This window comes from Archangium sp. Cb G35, assembly GCF_001896145.1.
GTDB lineage: Bacteria > Myxococcota > Myxococcia > Myxococcales > Myxococcaceae > Archangium > Archangium violaceum.
On the sequence record NZ_MPOI01000001.1, the window covers coordinates 775,605 to 793,021 of the forward strand.

Here is a 17,417-nt window from a genome sequence, read left to right on the forward strand (position 1 = left end):
ACGAAGTGGGCCATGACGAACAGGGTCTGCTTCTTTCGGGAGCTCACGGCCGAGCAGGCCGTGCTGGCGGGTGGCAAGGGCCGGACGCTCGCCCGGCTTCAGCAGGGGGGCCATCCGGTGCCGGACGGCTTCCTCGTGCTGGCCAGCGCGTTCGAGGGGGACTCGTTGCTGCCCTCGGAGTGGGAGCGGGTCCGCGCCGCGCTGGCCCGGCTGCGGGCGGACCAACCCGGATGCTCGTTCGCGGTCCGCTCGTCGGCCCTGAGTGAGGACTCCGCGCAGGCCTCGTTCGCGGGAGAGTTCGAGACCGTGCTCGATGTGCGCGAGGACGACGCCGTGCGGGACGCGATCGAATCCGTTCGCCGGTCACGTCACGCGGGCCGTGTGGCGGCCTACAGCCAGGCACAGGGACTCGAGACCGCTCATGAGGTGGCCGTTGTCGTCCAGGTGCTCGTGCGGGCCGACTTCGCGGGAGTGCTGTTCACCGCGGATCCGGTGACGGGCAGCCGCGCGACGATGGTTGGCAACTATGTGCGAGGCCTGGGCGAGCGCCTGGTCGCGGGTGACACGAATGCACCCGCGTTCACGCTGAGCAGGCCGCGAGGCGGCTACTCCGGCCCCGAGGAGCTGCGCCGTCATGCGCGGCGGTTGTACCGGCTCTCCGAGCGGCTCGAGGAGGAGCTCGGCGGGCCCCAGGACATCGAGTGGGCCATCGCGGGCGGCGGGCTCGCCCTGCTGCAGGCGCGGCCCATCACTACCTTGCGTGGGCACGATCCGGCGACGGGGGATTGGAACGACAGCCGGACGGGCGATTACCTGTGGACGAGCACGAACCTCGGCGAGGCGGTGCCCGATGTCATGACGCCCTGCACCTGGTCGCTCTTCCAGATCTTCATCGAGCAGACGCTGCCGTTGTTGTTCCTTTTCGGGTACCAGCCGATCGGCAACATCGGAGGGCGCTGCTACATGAACCTGAGCCTGACCTCGACGGTGGGTGCGGCGTTCGGCATCAGCCAGAAGCGGCTCACCGAGACGAGCCAGGAGGCCTTCGGGAAGTTCCCGGACGACCTGGAGATTCCCCTGATGCCCATCTCGCGCTGGAGCGTGCTGCGGGCCCTGCTGCCGGGCCTGCTGCGCCTCAAGCGCCGGTTGCGCGCCAATGACGAGCGGCTGCCTGCGTTCCTCGCGACGGCGCCCGCGCGCTGCGAGGCCCTGCGCGCCCGGATCCAGGCAGCGTCCAGCCCGGCGGAGTTGCGCCAACTGTGGAAGGCTGAACTGGAGCCCTTCTTCCACGAGTGCTGCCACATGTTCGAGGTCTGTGCCCGGCGCGATCGCAACCTCGTGGCCAGGCTCCGGCGTGAGCTGGGCGGGCTGGTGGGCGATGCCGATGCCAACGCCCTGCTCTCGGGGCTGAGTGCGGGGGAGAGCAAGCTCGCGAGCCTCGGGCCCCTGCTGGGGCTCACGCAACTGGCCCGCGGAGAGCTCGACCGCGAGACCTATGCGCGGCGATATGGCCACCGCGGTCCGCATGAGTTCGAGGTCTCCATTCCGAGACCGGCGGAGGATCCGGAATGGATGGAGCGGCAGCTCGCCGGCTTGCGTGAGGCGCCGGTGGATGTGGACACGCTGCTCGCGCGTCAGAAGGCCGCGCACGACGCGGCGTGGGAGCGGTTCCGGCAACGCCATCCGCGCCTGGCCACCGCGATGCGCCGCCGTCTCGACCGGGCGGCCGTGGCGGCCCATTCCCGGGAGGTGGGGCGCTCGGAGGTGGTCCGTGTGTTCTGGCCGCTGCGCACGTTCGTTCAGCGGGCCGGTGCGCTCTCCGGACACGGCGAGGCCCTCTTCTTCCTGTCCATCGACGAGCTCCTCGCCGTCCTCGGAGGGGATGAGGCGCCGCTCGCCTCCATCCCAGCGCGGCGCGAGATGCATGCACGCTATCGTGCGTTGCCGCCCTATCCGGCGCTGATTCGCGGACGCTTCGACCCGTTCCAGTGGGCGGCGGATCCGCGGCGGCGCAGCGACAGGTTCGACGCGAGTGGAGCGGAGGCACCCGCCAGCGATTCCATCACTGGCTTTCCCGGCGCGGCCGGGATCATCGAGGGCCGGGCGCGGGTGTTGCTCTCGCCCGACGAGTGGAGCCAGTTGCAGCCTGGAGAGATTCTCGTGACGAGCGTGACGAACGTGGGGTGGACGCCGCTGTTTCCCCGCGCGGCGGCGGTCGTCACCGATATTGGAGCGCCGCTGTCGCATGCCGCCATCGTCGCGCGGGAGCTGGGCATCCCCGCGGTGGTGGGCTGTGGCAACGCGACGATGCGGCTGCGCACGGGCGACCGGGTGCGGGTCAACGGCGGGCAGGGGACGGTCGAGGTGCTGCGGACGGAGGCGCCGTAGGGGACCCGGGTTGCCCCGGGTCCCGAAGCGCTACTTCGTGGCGGTGAAGCAGAGCCCGTTGCCCTCCTCGAAGTAGAAGCCGAGGTCGACGGAGGGCTGATTGGCGATGCAGTTGCTCACCACGAACTCCGTGTTCTTCAGATCGCCGCTGGTCACGATGTCGCTGAACTGGCTGGCCTCCGTGAGGTACGAGCCACTCGGGTTGACGTAGCTGAACACCTTCGAGAGCTCGGAAGCCGTGGTGGGGAGCTCGCCGGAGGGCGAATAGGCCCGGACGCGGACCTGGAAGCGCATGGGGATCTGCGAGGGGCAGCCCGCGCTGGACGCCAGGGACAGCAACTCGGCGGCGTAGGTGACCGGGCCGGTGGAGGTGGCCGGGTCCCACGAGACGGGGAACTTGTTGAAGTTCGCGCACGCCGGGGTGGGCACGCGCTGGCAGGTGCTGCTGCGGGCGCTGCAGTACGAGCCGTAGGCGCAGGTGGAGGGCTGGGGATCGGCGAGGGCGCAGGGGTCTCCGGGCTCCTCGGGATCCGGGTCGGTGCCCGCGTCCGTTCCAGCGTCCGTCCCCGCGTCCGTTCCGGCGTCGGTGTCACTCCCCGCGTCACCCCCCGCATCCGCTGGGGTCTCGCTCCCCGCGTCGTTGGAGCCCTCATCGGGCCCGTTCGGGTTGCAGGAGGTGGCCACGAGGACGAGGCCGAGCGAGAGGGGAAGAATCAGGGAAAGGAATCGTCGCAAGGCCGCGTCTCCAGGGAACCACCCGCACACAGGTGCCGGGGAGACGGACTCTAATTCACTTGTACGGCACCACGGTGCCGCCGCGGTGGGCCGAGTCGCGCAGCACCAGGCGGGTCTCCTTGTAGAGGCGCGCTGCCTTGGGGCCCACGAAGAAGGCCTTGGGGTCGCCCTTGCGGAACGTCTTCTTGATGTACTCCTCGATCTCCCGGTAGATGCGCCGGAACTGGTCCGAGGCCGCGTCCTTGCGGCCCGTCTGGGGCGTCACCTCCATCTCGGCCCACATCTGGCCGCTGAGCAGCTCGCCCTCCTCGTTCATCCGGCAGCGCTCCAGGAAGATGACGGGCGAGCGCACCTCGTCGATGCGCCAGAAGCCCTTGTCCGGGCCGCGCTTCACCTTGTCCACGATGGCCGGCCCCACACTGACGGCCACCAGGTACACGTCTTCCTCGGGCAGCCGGGGGACGTTCTCCTCGCGGGCGCGGAAGGTCTCCCAGTCCGGCGGGACGCGCCGGGGGTACACCTCCAGCTCGAAGCGCTCGAGGAAGCGGAAGAAGGCGACCTCGTCGTCGGGGGACATGAAGAACTGAAGCTGGCTGGCCATGGTGGGGCAATTAACCGAATGCCGCGCGTTGCGGAAGTCCGGGGAGATTCGGACTAAAGAATCCGCCATGGAAAAGACCTTCGACGCGCTGCTCGCCCGGATGCACGAGCTCCGGGACCTCGGTGGGCTCATCGCCCTGGCCACGTGGGACCAGGAGACCTACCTGCCCCCCAAGGCCGCCGAGTCGCGGGCCTTCCAGCTTTCCACGGTCCAGGGCCTCCACCACGAGCGCTTGGTGGACCCCCGGCTGGGCGAACTGCTCGCCTGGGCGGTGGGCAACCCCAACCTCACGGATGACCAGCGGGCCATGGCGCGCGTGCTCGGCGAGGAGCGGGACCGGGCGGTGAAGGTGCCCAAGGCGCTGGTGCAGGCGCTCGCCGAGGCGCAGAGCCGGGGTCTCGTGGCGTGGCGAGAGGCTCGCAAGGAGAACCGCTTCTCCGCCTTCAAGCCCGCCCTGGAGCGGCTGCTGGCCCTGCGCCGCGAGCAGGCGGATGCCTACGGCCATGGCGGAGAGCGCTATGACGCGCTGCTCGAGGTCTACGAGCCCGGCATGCGCGTGGCACGCCTGACCCCGGTGCTCAGCGCGCTCCGCGACAACCTCATCCCCCTGGTGGAGGCCCTCCAGTCCGCGCCGCGGAAGGTGGCGGACCTCTTCGTGGGCCGGAACTTCGACCCCGAGGCGCAGTGGCGCCTCACGCTGCGGCTGCTGGGGGACATGGGCTTCGATCTGGAAGCGGGGCGGTTGGACAAGAGCATCCACCCCTTCTCCAACGGGCAGCACCCCATGGACGTGCGCCTCACCACGGCCCTGGAGGAGGGCGCGCTCTCGGCCCTCTTCAGCACGCTGCACGAGGGAGGACATGGCCTGTACGAGCAGGGCTTCTCCCCCGCCCACCATCGCACCCCGCTGGCGAACGCGCCCTCCACGGGCCTGCACGAGTCGCAGTCACGCCTGTGGGAGAACCAGGTGGGGCGTGGCCGGTCCTTCTGGACGCACTACTTCCCGGTGCTGCGCGAGACCTTCCCCCAGGCGCTCGCGGATGTGGACCTGGACACCTTCCATCGGGCGGTCAACCGCGTCTCGCGCTCGCTCATCCGCGTGGATGCGGACGAGGTGACGTACAACCTGCACATCGTCCTGCGCTACGAGCTGGAGCTGATGCTCATCCGTGACGAGCTGCCGTTGGACGAGCTGCCCGCTGCGTGGAACGAGCGCATGCGGCGCTTCCTGGGCGTCACGCCGCCGGACGACACCCAGGGCGTGTTGCAGGACATCCACTGGTCCTGGGGCGAGTTCGGCTACTTCCCCACGTACGCGCTGGGCAACCTCTACTCCGCGTCCATCTACCGCGCCGCGCAGCGCGCCATGCCCGGGCTGGAGGAGGGGCTCGCCCGAGGTGAGCTCAAGCCCCTGCGCGAGTGGCTGCGCACCCACATCCACGCCGAGGGCTACCGCATGCCCGCCGAGGACCTGGTGCGCAGGGTGACGGGCCAGGGCCTCACCGACGTGGACTTCCTCGCCTACCTCAAGTCCAAGTACGGCGCCCTCTACGGCGTGACGCTCTGAGGGCCATACCTTCCCAGAATGATACGCCCCCCCCATGAGAACGGCCTCGGTCATACAGAGGGCGATGGCGATGAGCCTTGCCCTCATGCTTGTTTCCTGCAGTGCGGCACGCTCCGCGGCAGTGGGACCCACGGGCCCCCGAGACCTGGCCAGGTACGTGATTGTTCTCGAGCAACAAGCAGATGGGCAGGTGGTGCATGCCTGGATTCCATTGAAGGAGTTTGATCTGGCGAAGCTCCAGCACGCCATGAGCACGAGGAACGTTCGTCGAAACATCGTGCGTGTCTCCTCGTCGGACTTGAATGCGTATTGCGAGGGACGGCGTGCACAGTGCGAAATGGACTGTCTCAGGAGTGGCAGGCCCTTTTCGATTGGTCGCCGCAAATACCAGGACACCCGGGTACAGCCGTGGCGCATCGCCAGGGGATGGTGGTGTCCGGAAAACTGCATGGATGCTTTTGTTGAATGCACGAAGGGCCGCGGTGAGTGGGCAGAGGAGTACGCTGCCGAGTTCGACGCGATAGAACCTGCCATTGACTGGCTCAAGAATCATCGCGAGGAGCTTGTCGTGGGCGCCGTCGTAGTCATCGCCGGTGTGGCCTTTGCTGTCGTGGCCGCTGGCTCGGGAGGCGCGGCACTCGTTCTGGCGCCACTCCTGGTCATGGCGGAAATCTCCCCGGGAATGCTCCCCGAAATCCAGCTCGAGGGGGCATGCAGGTGACAATCCATGAGCAGCTTGCGGACGTGGTGCTTTTCATGGGGACCCGGTTGCGAGCAGCGGAGGCGAAGGGTTGGCACGAGGAAGTGAAGCTCTGGCGCTATGTGAGGATGCTCGACGACTTCGTCCGCGTGACAGGCCAGGTCTACCGGTTCGAAGACTCACTCAAGAGAGAGCTTTCAGCGGAACGGCCCTTCGTCAGCACGCGTCTGGGCAAGCATGAAGGGACGCTCGCGCAACCGGCGATGCAATTGCTGCTCGAGTCCCTGGACGAAACGCCTGAGCCTGAACACAAGCAGCAGGTGCGCGTTCTCATCGCCCTCATCAACTTCATCGCTGAGACGGGGCAACTCGGTGAAGCGGATGACTTCGTCGTCAATCGGCTGGACTACGCCCCGGTGGCCATCGCGCACTTCGCCAATCATGAGGAGGCCCAGGCCTGGATGGAGCGCGTCGCGGAGCCACCGAGCCCTGTCCGCATCCTCATCGGCGATGAGTATTATCAATTCTGGTATATGCGTGAGGCCAATACGCGCGGAATGTATCGCGATCATCCCATAGAGCCGGTGCTGGAATCGCTAACCGCTAGGGGAATCCCTCAGGGGACACCTTCATTCGCCACGCGCGCGGAGGCGGAGACATGGTTGACGAGCCACCCAGCCCATCCCTATTCATTCGTGGCAATCGCCGGGGAGCACTTCTTCGCGGTGCATCACCCGAGGCTGAAGCGCCACTCCCTCCACCATGTGGCGTCGGCCCTGGCGGCTTGGGAGGAGCGCAAGAGGGCCGTCGAGTTCGATACGGCCTTGGAGACAGAGGACTCGTCAGATGGAGCCGGTGAGTAAGCGGACCCGCCAGCTCCGGTAACGGGCGCGGCTCAGGCGCTGGCGAGCTGTTGGGCGCGTACCGGCAGGTCAGGCGCGCCGGTGCGCGGCCTCCTCGAGGTAGGCGCGCACCATCTCCGCGAGGGGGAGCTGGAGCGCCGTGTCCACGTCGATGAACGCCGCCCACACCACCTCGCGGTTGTCGAGGGCGAGGGTGGGCGGTTCCTCCACCGTGAGTTCGACGAAGAAGCACCGGTCGCGCTTGTACTCGGCGGTACCCCGGGCCTCGAAGACCTGGCGCAGCTCGCTCGGGGCGACGCTCAACCCCACCTCCTCGCGCAGCTCGCGTGCGCCCGTCTCTCGCGGGGATTCGTTCCGGTTCTGGCCACCACCGGGCAGGCTGAAGACGCGCTTGTACGAGTTCTGTAGCAGCAGCACCTTGCGGCCGTGCCACACGCCGACGAGGGTGCCCTGGGTCTCGGGGCGGCGCACGAACCAGTACCCGAGCGCCAGGGTATAGGCGCCCCGGTACGCCATGCGCATGAGGGGATCGACGAGCGAGCTCACGGTGCCTCCTTCCTGGCACGGTAGCCGAGCGGCCTTGCCCGGTCGACCTGGGACGTCACGGGCTCATCACCCGGCCTCCATTGCCCATGAAGTCCTCTCTCCTTAGAGATATGGAGGGCCTGCGAGCTGTCGGAAGTCCCTTGAACTGGAGCCGCCGACATATGGCCTTCGAGCTTACCCGCCCGCAGAAGATCCTCACCCTGCTGGGCGTCCTGCTGGGCATGTTGCTGGCCGCGCTCGACCAGACCATCGTGTCCACCGCCGGCCCCGCCATCCAGCGTGACCTGCACATCCCCGCCTCGCTCTACGCGTGGATCACGACCTCGTACCTGGTGGCCTCCACGGTGCTCGTGCCGGTGTACGGGAAGCTGTCGGATGCGTTCGGCCGGCGGCGCATCCTCGTCATCGGCATCCTCATCTTCCTGCTGGGCTCGGCGCTGTGCGGCCTGTCGCAGACGACGCTCCAGCTCATCCTCGCCCGCGCGTTGCAGGGCGTCGGCTCGGCGTCGCTCTTCACCAGTGCGTTCGCCATCGTCGCGGACATCTTCCCGCCCGCCGAGCGCGGCAAGTACCAGGGCATCTTCGGCGCCGTGTTCGGGCTCGCGAGTGTCGTGGGCCCGCTGGTGGGCGGCTTCCTCACGGACCACCTGAGCTGGCACTGGGTGTTCTTCGTCAACCTGCCCGTGGGCGCGGTGGCGCTCGGCTTCATCCTCACCCGCATGCCGCCGCTGCGGCACGAGGGCCGCAAGGCCTCGGTGGACATCCCGGGCGCGATCACGTTGTCGCTGTTCGCCGTGCCGCTGCTGCTCGCGCTGTCGCTGGGCCGCCGCACCGTGGCTCCGGGCGAGACGGGTTACGTGTGGGGCTCGCCCCAGATCCTGGGCATGTTCGCGCTCTCGGTGGTGGGGTTCATCGCCTTCATCCTGGTCGAGCGCTCCGTGGCGGAGCCGCTGCTCGACCTGAAGCTCTTCCGCAACAAGGCATTCGCCGTGGGCAACGTGGCCGCCTTCATCAGCGGCGCGGTGTTCCTGAGCGCCATCGTCTTCCTGCCCCTCTTCATGGTGAACGTGGTGGGCCTGTCGGCCACCAACTCGGGCTTCACGATGATGCCGCTCACCCTGGGCATCGTCGCCGGCAACGTCCTCTCCGGGCAGCTCGTGTCCCGGCTGGGCCGCTACAAGGTGTTCATGCTCGCCGGGCAGACCATCGCGGTGGCCGCCTTCGCGCTCATGGCCTTCACCCTCCGGCCCGCCTCCACCCAGGGGGAGCTCACGCTGAAGATGATCTTCGTGGGCCTGGGGCTGGGCCCCTCCATCCCACTGTTCACCCTGGCCATCCAGAACGCGGTGGCGCCTCATCAGGTGGGCGTGGCCACGTCCAGCGCCACGTTCTTCCGCCAGATGGGTTCCACCATCGGCGTGGCGTTGATGGGCACGGTGTTCGGCCTGGCGCTCTCCTCGTCCATGGCCACGCACATGACCGAGGCCACCCGGGATGTGCCCGCGGAGTTCCGCCAGCAGCTCATGTCCCAGCAGGCCGGGGGCGGACAGGTGAGCGAGGAGGGTGGGGCAACCGGCCGCTCGTTCGATGCGGCGGCCATCAAGGCCCGCATCTCCGAGGGCTTCGAGAAGCAGCGCGAGGCGCTCGCCCCCGCGGCCCAGGCGGGAGACCCCGCGGCGAAGGGCCGGCTCGAGGGACTCGCCCAGGCCCAGCGGGCCGCCGAGGCCACCGTGGACAAGGTGGCCCTGGCCTTCAAGGAGGCCTTCTCCGAGGCCATCCGCGACATCTACCGCATCACCCTGCTCATCGCGGTGCTGGCGCTGCTCGTCACCCTGGCGCTTCCGGAGCTGCCGTTGCGCAAGACGAACGCGCCCCAGCCGCCGGTGATGGAGTAGGCCCGTTCAGCTCCGGTTCCCGCGCAGGCGCGTGTACACGTACGACACGGCCAGCAGCATCAGCCCGAGCAGGATGAAGGTGAGGATGCGCTGGTTGGGGGGCAGCCCGGACAGGTCCACGAAGAGCAGGCGCCCCAGGGTGACGGCCAGCACGGCGATGCCCACGAGCCGGTACCAGCGCTCGCGCACGGCGAAGCCCAGGGCGAACAGGCCGAAGGCCGCCACACCCCAGCTCAGCGTGGTGAGGTTCGAGGGCATCAGCTCGCCCACGAGCCACAGCAGCGCGAGCCCCGCTCCGGCCGCGCAGGCGAACTGGAGCGCGCCGCGGCGGCGCCCCTCGAGAGGCGGAGGCAGCCGGTCCGTCCGTGCCACCGCGGCCCGCTCGACGAGCGCGAAGCCCACCAGCAGGGCCGCGTCCAGGAGCGCGCGCCCCGTGGGCGGCACCTGCCACGTGGCCCCGAGCGCCACGTAGAGGATGCCCACGCCCACCACCTGCAGGGCGCCCGCGCCCAGGACGCGCCCGGCGATTCCCGCCACCAGCCCCACGGCCGTCCACGCCCGCACCAGCGCCAGGTCCTCGTACTGCCAGGGCAGGCCCAGCGCGAGCGTGAGGCCGCTCGTGGCCAGGAAGGCCTGGAGCACCGCCGGGTGCGCGTTCCTCCACCCGGCCACCGCGGCGCCCACGCCCTGCGCCAGCGCGAGCGTGATGAAGAAGGTGAAGAGGTGCGGCTCGCCCCAGCGCCCCACCTCCACCGCTCCCAGGGTGAGCATCCCCACCCAGTTGAGCAGCGCGAAGGAGAGCGCCGCGCGCCTCGACAGCTCGCGCGGGTGCACCAGCAGCGCCACCGAGAAGATGACGTAGTAGAGCGCCAGGAAGGACAGGCTCAGCGTCAGCCGCTCGCCGTCGGGCTGGCCCGGGGCGATGGCGTCCGTGCGCATCGCCCAGACGACGTGCGTCGCGTAGACGGCCACCAGGCTCGACAGCGGCACGAAGACCCAGCGGTTCTTCACCAGGAAGAAGAGCGCTCCACCCGCCAGCATGCTGGTGGACATGAGCGTGAAGGAGGTGATGTCGCTGAGCATCCCCGTGCGCAACCCGAGGAAGAGCGCGATGCCCGCCACCGTCTCCGACTGCATCCGCTGCGCGATGACGACGATGCCCACCACGTTGAGCGCCAGTAGCACCAGCGCCAGGGGCTCGCTCTCGATGACCCGCACCGCCGGCACGAAGTGCAGCGCGTACGTGACGAAGTAGGCGAGCGCCAGGCCTCCGCCGAAGACGATGCGCCCGAAGAGCTCGTGCCGCCGCGACAGCCACAGGCCCAGCGCCGCCAGCCCCGCGCTCAGCAGGTAGCCCGCTCCCACCCGCGCCAGCGCCCCCAGGTCACCGAAGTGGTAGATGATGAGGAAGGCGAAGCCGATGATGAGCGCCACGATGCCCACCCGGCTCAGCCAGTACGTGCCGAGGTGCGCCTCCAGATCCCTCTGCTCCGCCTCGGGTACGGGCGTGCCGGGAACGGCGGGGTTGGCAATGGGGGAGGGCAGTGGCCGCGCCGGGGCCGCCGTCTCCAGTTTCTCGATGCGTGCCTCCAGCCGCGAGACCGTCTCCTCCAGCCTCCGCACCACGTCCCGCAGGTCCTGCGTGTCTCCCTCCACCATGCGCTCCTCGTGGGCCGCACCTTATGCCGGAGCCGGCCTCCACTCCGAGCGCAGAATGCCCATCACCCACGTGTCCACGTACGCGCCGTCCACGTAGTGGTGCCGCCGCAGCACGCCCTCGCGCTGGAAGCCCGCCTTCTCGTAGGCCCGGATACCCGCCGTGTTGTGCTCCAGCACCTCCAGTTGCACCCGCTCCAGGTTCAGCGTGCCGAAGCCGTACTCCAGCGTCATCCGCGTGGCCTCCGTGCCGTAGCCCTTGCGCCACTCGGACGGCTCGCCGATCAGCATCCCGAAGGTCGCTCGCCTGCTCCGGAAGTCCAGGTCGTGCAGCCCGCTCGTGCCGATCATCCGGTCCCCGTCCCGCAGCACGATGGCGAACATCACATCCTTCGGACTGGAGGTGAGGGTGTCCACGAAGGCCACCTCCTGCGCTGTGTTCATCGGGCGGTGCACCAGCAGGTTGCGGCGCACGTCGGGGTGGTTGACGAAGGCCGCCAGCCTCGGCGCGTCCTCACGCTCGAGTGGACGGAAGTACAGGCGCGGGCCCAGGAAGAACGGGGTCTGCATGGCGGGGTCCTCCTTGGAAGAAGACCCTCACCCTAGCCCTCTCCCAGGGGGAGAGGGGATTTCCACGGGGAAGAACGCGCGGTTGCTCCGTCAGGTGAAGAGCAGCGGCCGGCAGGCCCGGGCCAGTTGCAGCGCGTCGCGTGCCAGCACGTTGGAGGCCAGGTTGCCGTCCAGCCACGCTGCACGCGCCACCTGGTTGCTCAGCTCGAAGCACAGCGTCGCCGTGCGCCGCGCCAGGCGGCTGTCCTTTTGCAAGGCACGGGCGTTCAGTTCGCACAACTCCGCGCATTGCCGCAGCAGGCGCATCGGCTCGCTGTCAGCGCGCATTCCATTGGCGGCCAATTGCTCCATCGCCGCCTCGCACGAGGCCTGACAGCTCAGGCTCGCGTCGATGCAGTGATGGATGTCGGCCGTCGCGCCACCCAGTCGGACTCCAGACATGCCCACGCCACCTCCACAGCGGCTTCAAACCTACGCACGTTCCCCTCAGCCGCAACCGAATCCGCCGCCCTTCGAGCCACATGTTCAATCGGCTCCATGACACTGCTCTTCGTGCCTACTGCTATCGAGAAGGACGCACAGGAACGCACCGGAGTTCCCGCCCTGTTCTTCGCGAAACTCCCGCAATCCACCGCCGTCCCCTGGCATGGATGATGCCGGGGCCCTCACCACTGACGGGATGGCCTCGTCATTCGTGACAGAAGTTTACGCTCCGCATGGGTCCAGCTCTGGAGACGCCGTGGGTTCCAGCGGCGTTGCCCGATTTCAAAACCCACGTGTCCAAGGAAGTGAAGCCAGCTTCCACAAAGGACACGCGAGATGAAGACCCCGAAGAAGTCCCCGTTCCGCGCCACCCTCACCGCCGCGAGCCTCGGCATGCTCGCCGTCACCACCCAGGCCGGATGTGACGGCGCCGTCGAGGCGCCGCGGGCGGAAGAGACGCCCTCCACGTTCGGTGGTGCCGAGCGCGCCTATCCAGGCCGCACCGGCGTGGCCCGTACCGGCATGCTGCGCACGGAGCGGGGCGAGCTCCAGGTGGACTACGAGGAGATCGACGGCAACGCGGTCATCGATGGAGACATCGTGATGCCGCTGCACCTCCTCTCCGAGCCGGGCGAGCGCCATGCCAGTGGAACGGCCCGTGCCTATGCCTCGACGCGTTGGCCCAATGGCGTGGTGCCCTATGTGATCGACTCGGGGCTTAGCAGCCCGTCGCGCGTCACCGACGCCATCGCGCACTGGACGACGAAGACGAACATCAAGTTCGTCCCCCGCACGGCCGAGACGGCCTACGTGAAGTTCGTGTCGGGCTCCGGGTGCAGCTCGTCCGTGGGCAGGACGGGCGGCGCGCAGAGCATCACGCTGGAGAGCGGCTGCTCCACCGGCAACGCCATCCATGAGATCGGACATGCCCTGGGCGTGTGGCACGAGCAGATGCGCGGCGATCGTGACAACTACGTCACCATCAACTGGAACAACATCCAGTCCGGCTATTCGCACAACTTCCAGACCTACACGGCCAGTGGGTACGACGGCATGGACGTGGGGGCGTACGACTACGGGTCCATCATGCACTACGGGCGCACCGCGTTCGGCATCAACGGCGCGGAGACGATCACCCCGCGCACCTCGGGCGTGACGATCGGCCAGCGCGATGGACTGAGCTCGACCGACATCGAGACGATCCGGACCATCTACGACGGCGTGACGGAGTTCTCCAATGTCTCCGGCTGGTGGGGGACCGCCAACGCGGGCGGCGGTGTCGCGATCACCCAGCTCGACGGTGACTCCCGGCCCGACATGATCGTCTTCCACGTGGATGACCCGAGCGAAGGCAACAACGGTTACTACCGGATCGGCTGGAACATCGACCTGGTCACGTACTCCAACGGGGCGGGCAGCAAGTATCGGCCCACGAGCTGGAGTGGCTTCATGAGCATCGGGGGCTGGTGGGGCAAGTACACGAGCGGCGCCGGCATCGCCGTGGGGGACATCAATGGCAACGGCCGGCCGGACCTGGTCGTCGTCCACGTCGACAATCCGGACGGCGCGGACAGCACCCATTACCGCATCGGCTGGGACCTGACGGCGAGCGGCACCGTCTCGTCGTGGAGTGGCCCCTACGGCTTCGCGGGTGGATTCCACGGCAGCCGCACGCAAGGGGCCGATGTCGCCCTGCACGACATCAATGGCAACGGCCGGCCCGACCTGGTCGTGGGTACCGTCGATGATGCGAGTGGCGAGAACACGATCTACTACGCGGTGGGGTGGGACCTCAGCACGAGTGGCGGCATCAGCTCGTACAGCGGCACGCACGCGAAGTCCGGCTGGGTGGGCAGCGTCACCTCGGACATGGGCCTCGACATCGCGGACATGGATGGCAACGGCCGGCCCGACCTCGTGATCTCCTGGGTGGATGCCCCATCGGGTGATGACGCCCACGTCTACCAGGTGGGCTATGACCTCTCGGCGTCGACGGGCGCGGTGTCATCGGGCTGGAGTGGCTCGGGCTCCTCGGTGACCACCGCCCGCACGCTCAATGCGCGGCTGGGCGAGTCCACGCACGGGGCCGACGTGGCCGTCCACGACTTCAACAACGATGGGAGCAAGGACCTGGTCAGCTTCCACATCGACCACGTGAACGACAACACGGGCTACCTCTCCGTGCTGATGGACCAGTCGGACAAGCTGTACAGCTTCACGGCGAAGCACAGCGGCAAGTCCATGGACATCCTGAACGCCGCCACCAATGACCAGGCCTGGCTGCACCAGTGGAGCTGGGGGAACGGTGACAACCAGAAGTTCTCCCTGCGCGCCACCCCGGACGGCTACTACTTCATCGTGCCGAGGCACAGCGGCAAGTGCCTGGACGTCGAGGCCAGCTCCATGGGGGATGGGGCCACTGTCTATCAGTGGTCGTGGAACGGCAACGACAACCAGAAGTTCTCGCTCGTGAACCACGGCGACGGCTACTACAGCCTCAAGGCCAAACACAGCGGCAAGTGCCTGGACGTCTTCGCCTTCAGCCAGGAGGACGGCGGCCACATCCTCCAGTGGACCTGCAATGGCTACGACAACCAGAAGTTCACGATGACCCGGCGCTAGAAGCCGGCGAGCCGGGCCAGAAGCCCTCCGCGAGCACTCGAGCCTCGCGGAGGGCTTCTTCCATTACTGGCGCGAGAGGAAGCGCACCAGTCCGGGCTGGAGGGCCTCGCGCTGGGCGATGCACAGGTCCACGCCCTCCAGCGTCCGCCCGAGGATTTCCGGACCGCCGGGATAGCGGGCCGCGCGCTCCTGGAAGAAGGCTTCCAGGTCCTGACGGTGCGTGGCGTCGCAGAAGCCCTCGCCGACCACGGGCATGTGTCCGCCCATCTCGTGTGGCATCCGGGCCATGAGCGCGTCGAAGTGCTCCTTCACGTAGGAGTAGAAGTGCTCGCGCGTCGTCTCCTCGTTCAGCATGCCGTTGGCCAGGCCCATGAGGACCTCGAGCGTGGAGAAGTCCTCGGAGAGCATCAGCGCGGTGGTGGCGCGGGCGAGCGCCGGGTCACGGAAGGAGCCCAGTGCGGTGAACAGCTTGCCGCGCTCGGCCGGGTCCCGTGTCTTCCTGGCCTCGGCGAGCAGACGTTGGTGGAGCGTGGCATCTCCCTTCACCGCGGCCAGTTGCAGCACCACCTGCACCATTTCGGGCGAGACGGCACGGCGATCCTCCAGCCACTCGAGTGCCAGCTCGCGGGCGCCGGCCTGGAGCGACGGCTCCTCGCCCCGGAGCGCCACGACGCGAATCACCGAGGGCCGCAGCAGGCGCGTGTCCTCGTCCTCGCCCGGGCGTGGCTGGAGGCCGAGCGCGCGCGCCTTGGCGCCAAACGTGCGGCGCACGAAGGACGCGTACTTCGGCCGCAGCGCCTCGGGGATGAACTCGCGCCGCACCGAGCCCACCATGCCCAGCGCGCCGTTGAGCAGGTCGCGGTCATCCGTGGGCAGCAGGCTCGCCACCACGCCGAGCGCCTCGTCCACCGGCAGCTCGTTGCTCGCCATCAACGCCTGTGCATCGCCCAGCAGGCCCATGCGCTCGGTCAGGGAGAGCGGCTTCGCGCCCCCGCGCGTGAGCCTTCCGAGCAGGTCCCCTTCCAGCTTCGTGTGGTAGTAGCCGCGCGCGTCCGCGTTGGGGACGACCCACTCGGGGCAGGCGGTGGCGCCCGTGAGCACGAGCTCGCCCGTCTTGCCGGTGAGGAGGGTGCAGGCCCGGGCCTCCTGCTTGCCGGTGCCGTAGCGCACGCACACGGGCACCTGCCACGTCTGCTCCGCGGTGCCCGCGCCCCGCGAGCCCACGGGGAGGAAACGCCGCTGGGCCAGCGTCAGCTTCGGGGGCGCGCCCGCGGTGCATTGCAGGCCCATGGAGACGAGCGGCACGCCGGGCTGGTCGAGGAAGGTGGAGAGGGCGGCCGACAGGTCGGTGCCCGAGGCCTGGGTGAGGGCCTGGAAGAAGTCGGCCGCGGTGGCGTTGCCGTGGGAGTGGTTGCGCATGTGGGCGCGCACGCCGTCGCGGAAGCGCTCCGGGCCCACCCAGGACTCGAACATGGCGAGCACCGCGTTGCCCTTGGCGTAGGTGATGGCGCCGTCGAAGGCGGTGAGGATGTCGCCCTCGCTCTCGACGGGCTGGCGGATGCGGCGCGTGGTGACGAGCCGGTCCGTGTTCATGGCGTGGGCCCTGTTGCGCACGCGCTCGGCGTCCAGGCTCCACGAGGGCTGCCACTGGCCCGTCACCTTGAGCGCGAGCCAGTCCGCGAAGGACTCGTTGAGCCAGGTGTCATCCCACCAGGCCAGGGTGACGAGGTTGCCGAACCACTGGTGGGCCAGTTCGTGCGCCTGGACCAGTGCGAAGGCGCGCTGGCGCGAGAGCGTGTCGTGCTCGGGCCGGGCCAGCAGCAGCGGCATCTGGTAGGTGATGAGGCCCGGGTTCTCCATGGCCCCGAAGAGCACGGGCCGCGGAATGGCCAGCACGTCCAGCTTCTCGTAGGGGTAGGGAATGCCGAAGTAGTCCTCCAGCAGGCCGAGCAGCGGCGGCGTGGCCTGGGTGGCATAGGCGGCCTCGGCCGTGCGGCCCTTGGGGACCACGATGCGCACGGGGGTGTTCTTCTGTCCGGCCGGTGCCGCGTCCACCGTCTCGAAGGGTCCCACCGCGAAGGCCACCACCTCGCTGGGCAGCGGCGGCGTGGGCCGGAAGCGCACCGTCTTCCATCCGTCCGGGCCCGTCTGCTCGGACTCCACCGGCGCGTTGGCGAAGGCCCGCTGGCTGGCCGGCACCCGCAGCGAGAGCTGCCATGGCACCTTGAAGCCCGGCTCGTCGAAGCACGGAATCGCCCGCCGCGCGTCATCCGGCTGGAAGTGCGTCATCGCGTACCAGTGGTCTCCATCCTTCTGACGGAACAGGCCCACCGTTTCCTTCGCCAGCGCGAGCCCCTGGTACGCCACGCGCAGCGTCGCCGTGCCCGGACCCACCGGGCGCTCCAGCAGGAATCCGATGAAGGTGTCGTTTTCCGTCACCGCGCGCGCCGGCTGCGACTGGCCTCCCGCCGTGAGCGTGGCCTCCTTCACCGTCAGGCCCGCGCCGTGCAACCACACCTGCCGCGTGGACTCGGAGAGCTCGAGCGGGATTTCCACGACGCCACTGAAACCCTCCTGCTCCGCGTCCACCGTGAGCTCCACCTTGTAGCTCGTGGGCCTTACCTGGGTGCCCAGACGGAAGGTGGGCGGGCGCGGCGTCTCGGCCGCGGGGGCCGGTGGTGGGGGAGCGGTGGGGGTGGTGGCCTGCTGGGGTGTGGCGCAGGCCAGGGTGAGCGTGAGCAGTGCCCACGGGGCGTGGCGGAGGCGGAGGTGCATGGTGTCCCTCGATGAA

13 protein-coding genes are annotated in these 17,417 nt (G+C 68.8%); 6 read left to right on the forward strand and 7 right to left on the reverse strand.

Going from position 1 to position 17,417, the window contains the following annotated elements; genetic code table 11:
- Nucleotides 1-12 precede the first annotated feature (12 nt).
- A complete protein-coding gene (locus BO221_RS03220; protein WP_073558820.1) occupies nucleotides 13-2,388 on the forward strand; it encodes a PEP/pyruvate-binding domain-containing protein in 2,376 nt (791 codons plus the stop codon).
- Between the two features lie 30 nt (nucleotides 2,389-2,418).
- Here BO221_RS03220 and BO221_RS57220 read toward each other — a convergent pair whose 3' ends face one another.
- On the reverse strand, nucleotides 2,419-3,123 hold the full coding sequence (locus BO221_RS57220) for a hypothetical protein (RefSeq protein WP_083680698.1): 705 nt from the start codon (nucleotides 3,121-3,123) through the stop codon (nucleotides 2,419-2,421).
- 55 nt (nucleotides 3,124-3,178) lie between these two features.
- Nucleotides 3,179-3,724 (reverse strand): hypothetical protein, encoded by a 546-nt coding sequence (locus BO221_RS03230; protein WP_143195234.1) that lies wholly within the window; start codon nucleotides 3,722-3,724, stop codon nucleotides 3,179-3,181.
- Nucleotides 3,725-3,791: 67 nt separating this feature from the next.
- On the opposite strand from BO221_RS03230, the gene BO221_RS03235 reads away from it, so the two are divergent.
- From BO221_RS03235 to BO221_RS55825, 3 genes are all read left to right on the forward strand, one after another.
- Nucleotides 3,792-5,291: a carboxypeptidase M32 gene (locus tag BO221_RS03235; protein ID WP_073558822.1), complete on the forward strand. Its 1,500-nt coding sequence runs from the start codon at nucleotides 3,792-3,794 to the stop codon at nucleotides 5,289-5,291.
- Between the two features lie 157 nt (nucleotides 5,292-5,448).
- Nucleotides 5,449-6,012 carry a hypothetical protein gene (locus tag BO221_RS55820; RefSeq protein WP_233165606.1) on the forward strand — a complete coding sequence of 188 codons (564 nt, stop codon included), beginning with the start codon at nucleotides 5,449-5,451 and terminating at the stop codon, nucleotides 6,010-6,012.
- Nucleotides 6,003-6,854 (forward strand): hypothetical protein, encoded by an 852-nt coding sequence (locus BO221_RS55825; RefSeq protein WP_233165608.1) that lies wholly within the window; start codon nucleotides 6,003-6,005, stop codon nucleotides 6,852-6,854. The genes BO221_RS55820 and BO221_RS55825 overlap by 10 nt, the downstream gene beginning before the upstream one ends.
- Nucleotides 6,855-6,923: 69 nt before the next feature.
- On the opposite strand, the gene BO221_RS03250 is transcribed toward BO221_RS55825, so the two are convergent.
- Nucleotides 6,924-7,400: an NUDIX hydrolase gene (locus tag BO221_RS03250; protein ID WP_233165610.1), complete on the reverse strand. Its 477-nt coding sequence runs from the start codon at nucleotides 7,398-7,400 to the stop codon at nucleotides 6,924-6,926.
- 161 nt (nucleotides 7,401-7,561) lie between these two features.
- Here BO221_RS03250 and BO221_RS03255 point away from each other — a divergent pair, with 161 nt between their 5' ends.
- On the forward strand, nucleotides 7,562-9,295 hold the full coding sequence (locus tag BO221_RS03255; protein ID WP_073558824.1) for an MDR family MFS transporter: 1,734 nt from the start codon (nucleotides 7,562-7,564) through the stop codon (nucleotides 9,293-9,295).
- Between the two features lie 6 nt (nucleotides 9,296-9,301).
- Here BO221_RS03255 and BO221_RS03260 read toward each other — a convergent pair whose 3' ends face one another.
- The 3 genes from BO221_RS03260 to BO221_RS03270 form a co-directional block, all read right to left on the reverse strand.
- On the reverse strand, nucleotides 9,302-10,954 hold the full coding sequence (locus BO221_RS03260) for a DUF2339 domain-containing protein (RefSeq protein WP_073558825.1): 1,653 nt from the start codon (nucleotides 10,952-10,954) through the stop codon (nucleotides 9,302-9,304).
- 21 nt (nucleotides 10,955-10,975) lie between these two features.
- Nucleotides 10,976-11,521, reverse strand: coding sequence for a GNAT family N-acetyltransferase (locus tag BO221_RS03265; RefSeq protein ID WP_073558826.1), 546 nt, complete (start codon nucleotides 11,519-11,521; stop codon nucleotides 10,976-10,978).
- A 90-nt stretch (nucleotides 11,522-11,611) separates the two neighbouring features.
- On the reverse strand, nucleotides 11,612-11,962 hold the full coding sequence (locus BO221_RS03270) for a hypothetical protein (protein ID WP_073558827.1): 351 nt from the start codon (nucleotides 11,960-11,962) through the stop codon (nucleotides 11,612-11,614).
- 378 nt (nucleotides 11,963-12,340) lie between these two features.
- Between BO221_RS03270 and BO221_RS03275 the strand changes: the two genes are divergently transcribed.
- Nucleotides 12,341-14,626, forward strand: coding sequence for a M12 family metallopeptidase (locus BO221_RS03275; protein WP_073558828.1), 2,286 nt, complete (start codon nucleotides 12,341-12,343; stop codon nucleotides 14,624-14,626).
- A gap of 63 nt (nucleotides 14,627-14,689) precedes the next feature.
- Here the strand turns inward: BO221_RS03275 and BO221_RS03280 are convergent, their stop codons facing one another.
- Nucleotides 14,690-17,401: a M1 family metallopeptidase gene (locus tag BO221_RS03280; RefSeq protein ID WP_073558829.1), complete on the reverse strand. Its 2,712-nt coding sequence runs from the start codon at nucleotides 17,399-17,401 to the stop codon at nucleotides 14,690-14,692.
- Nucleotides 17,402-17,417: the final 16 nt, after the last annotated feature.

Excerpts from the sequence above, each read along its gene's own strand:
- BO221_RS03220 (WP_073558820.1), top strand. The coding sequence starts at position 13 with ATGACGAACAGGGTCTGCTTCTTTCGGGAGCTCACGGCCGAGCAGGCC.
- BO221_RS03230 (WP_143195234.1), bottom strand. The coding sequence starts at position 3,724 with ATGGCCAGCCAGCTTCAGTTCTTCATGTCCCCCGACGACGAGGTCGCC.
- BO221_RS03235 (WP_073558822.1), top strand. The coding sequence starts at position 3,792 with ATGGAAAAGACCTTCGACGCGCTGCTCGCCCGGATGCACGAGCTCCGG.
- BO221_RS55825 (WP_233165608.1), top strand. The coding sequence starts at position 6,003 with ATGCAGGTGACAATCCATGAGCAGCTTGCGGACGTGGTGCTTTTCATG.
- BO221_RS03255 (WP_073558824.1), top strand. The coding sequence starts at position 7,562 with ATGGCCTTCGAGCTTACCCGCCCGCAGAAGATCCTCACCCTGCTGGGC.
- BO221_RS03260 (WP_073558825.1), bottom strand. The coding sequence starts at position 10,954 with ATGGTGGAGGGAGACACGCAGGACCTGCGGGACGTGGTGCGGAGGCTG.
- BO221_RS03265 (WP_073558826.1), bottom strand. The coding sequence starts at position 11,521 with ATGCAGACCCCGTTCTTCCTGGGCCCGCGCCTGTACTTCCGTCCACTC.
- BO221_RS03270 (WP_073558827.1), bottom strand. The coding sequence starts at position 11,962 with ATGTCTGGAGTCCGACTGGGTGGCGCGACGGCCGACATCCATCACTGC.
- BO221_RS03275 (WP_073558828.1), top strand. The coding sequence starts at position 12,341 with ATGAAGACCCCGAAGAAGTCCCCGTTCCGCGCCACCCTCACCGCCGCG.
- BO221_RS03280 (WP_073558829.1), bottom strand. The coding sequence starts at position 17,401 with ATGCACCTCCGCCTCCGCCACGCCCCGTGGGCACTGCTCACGCTCACC.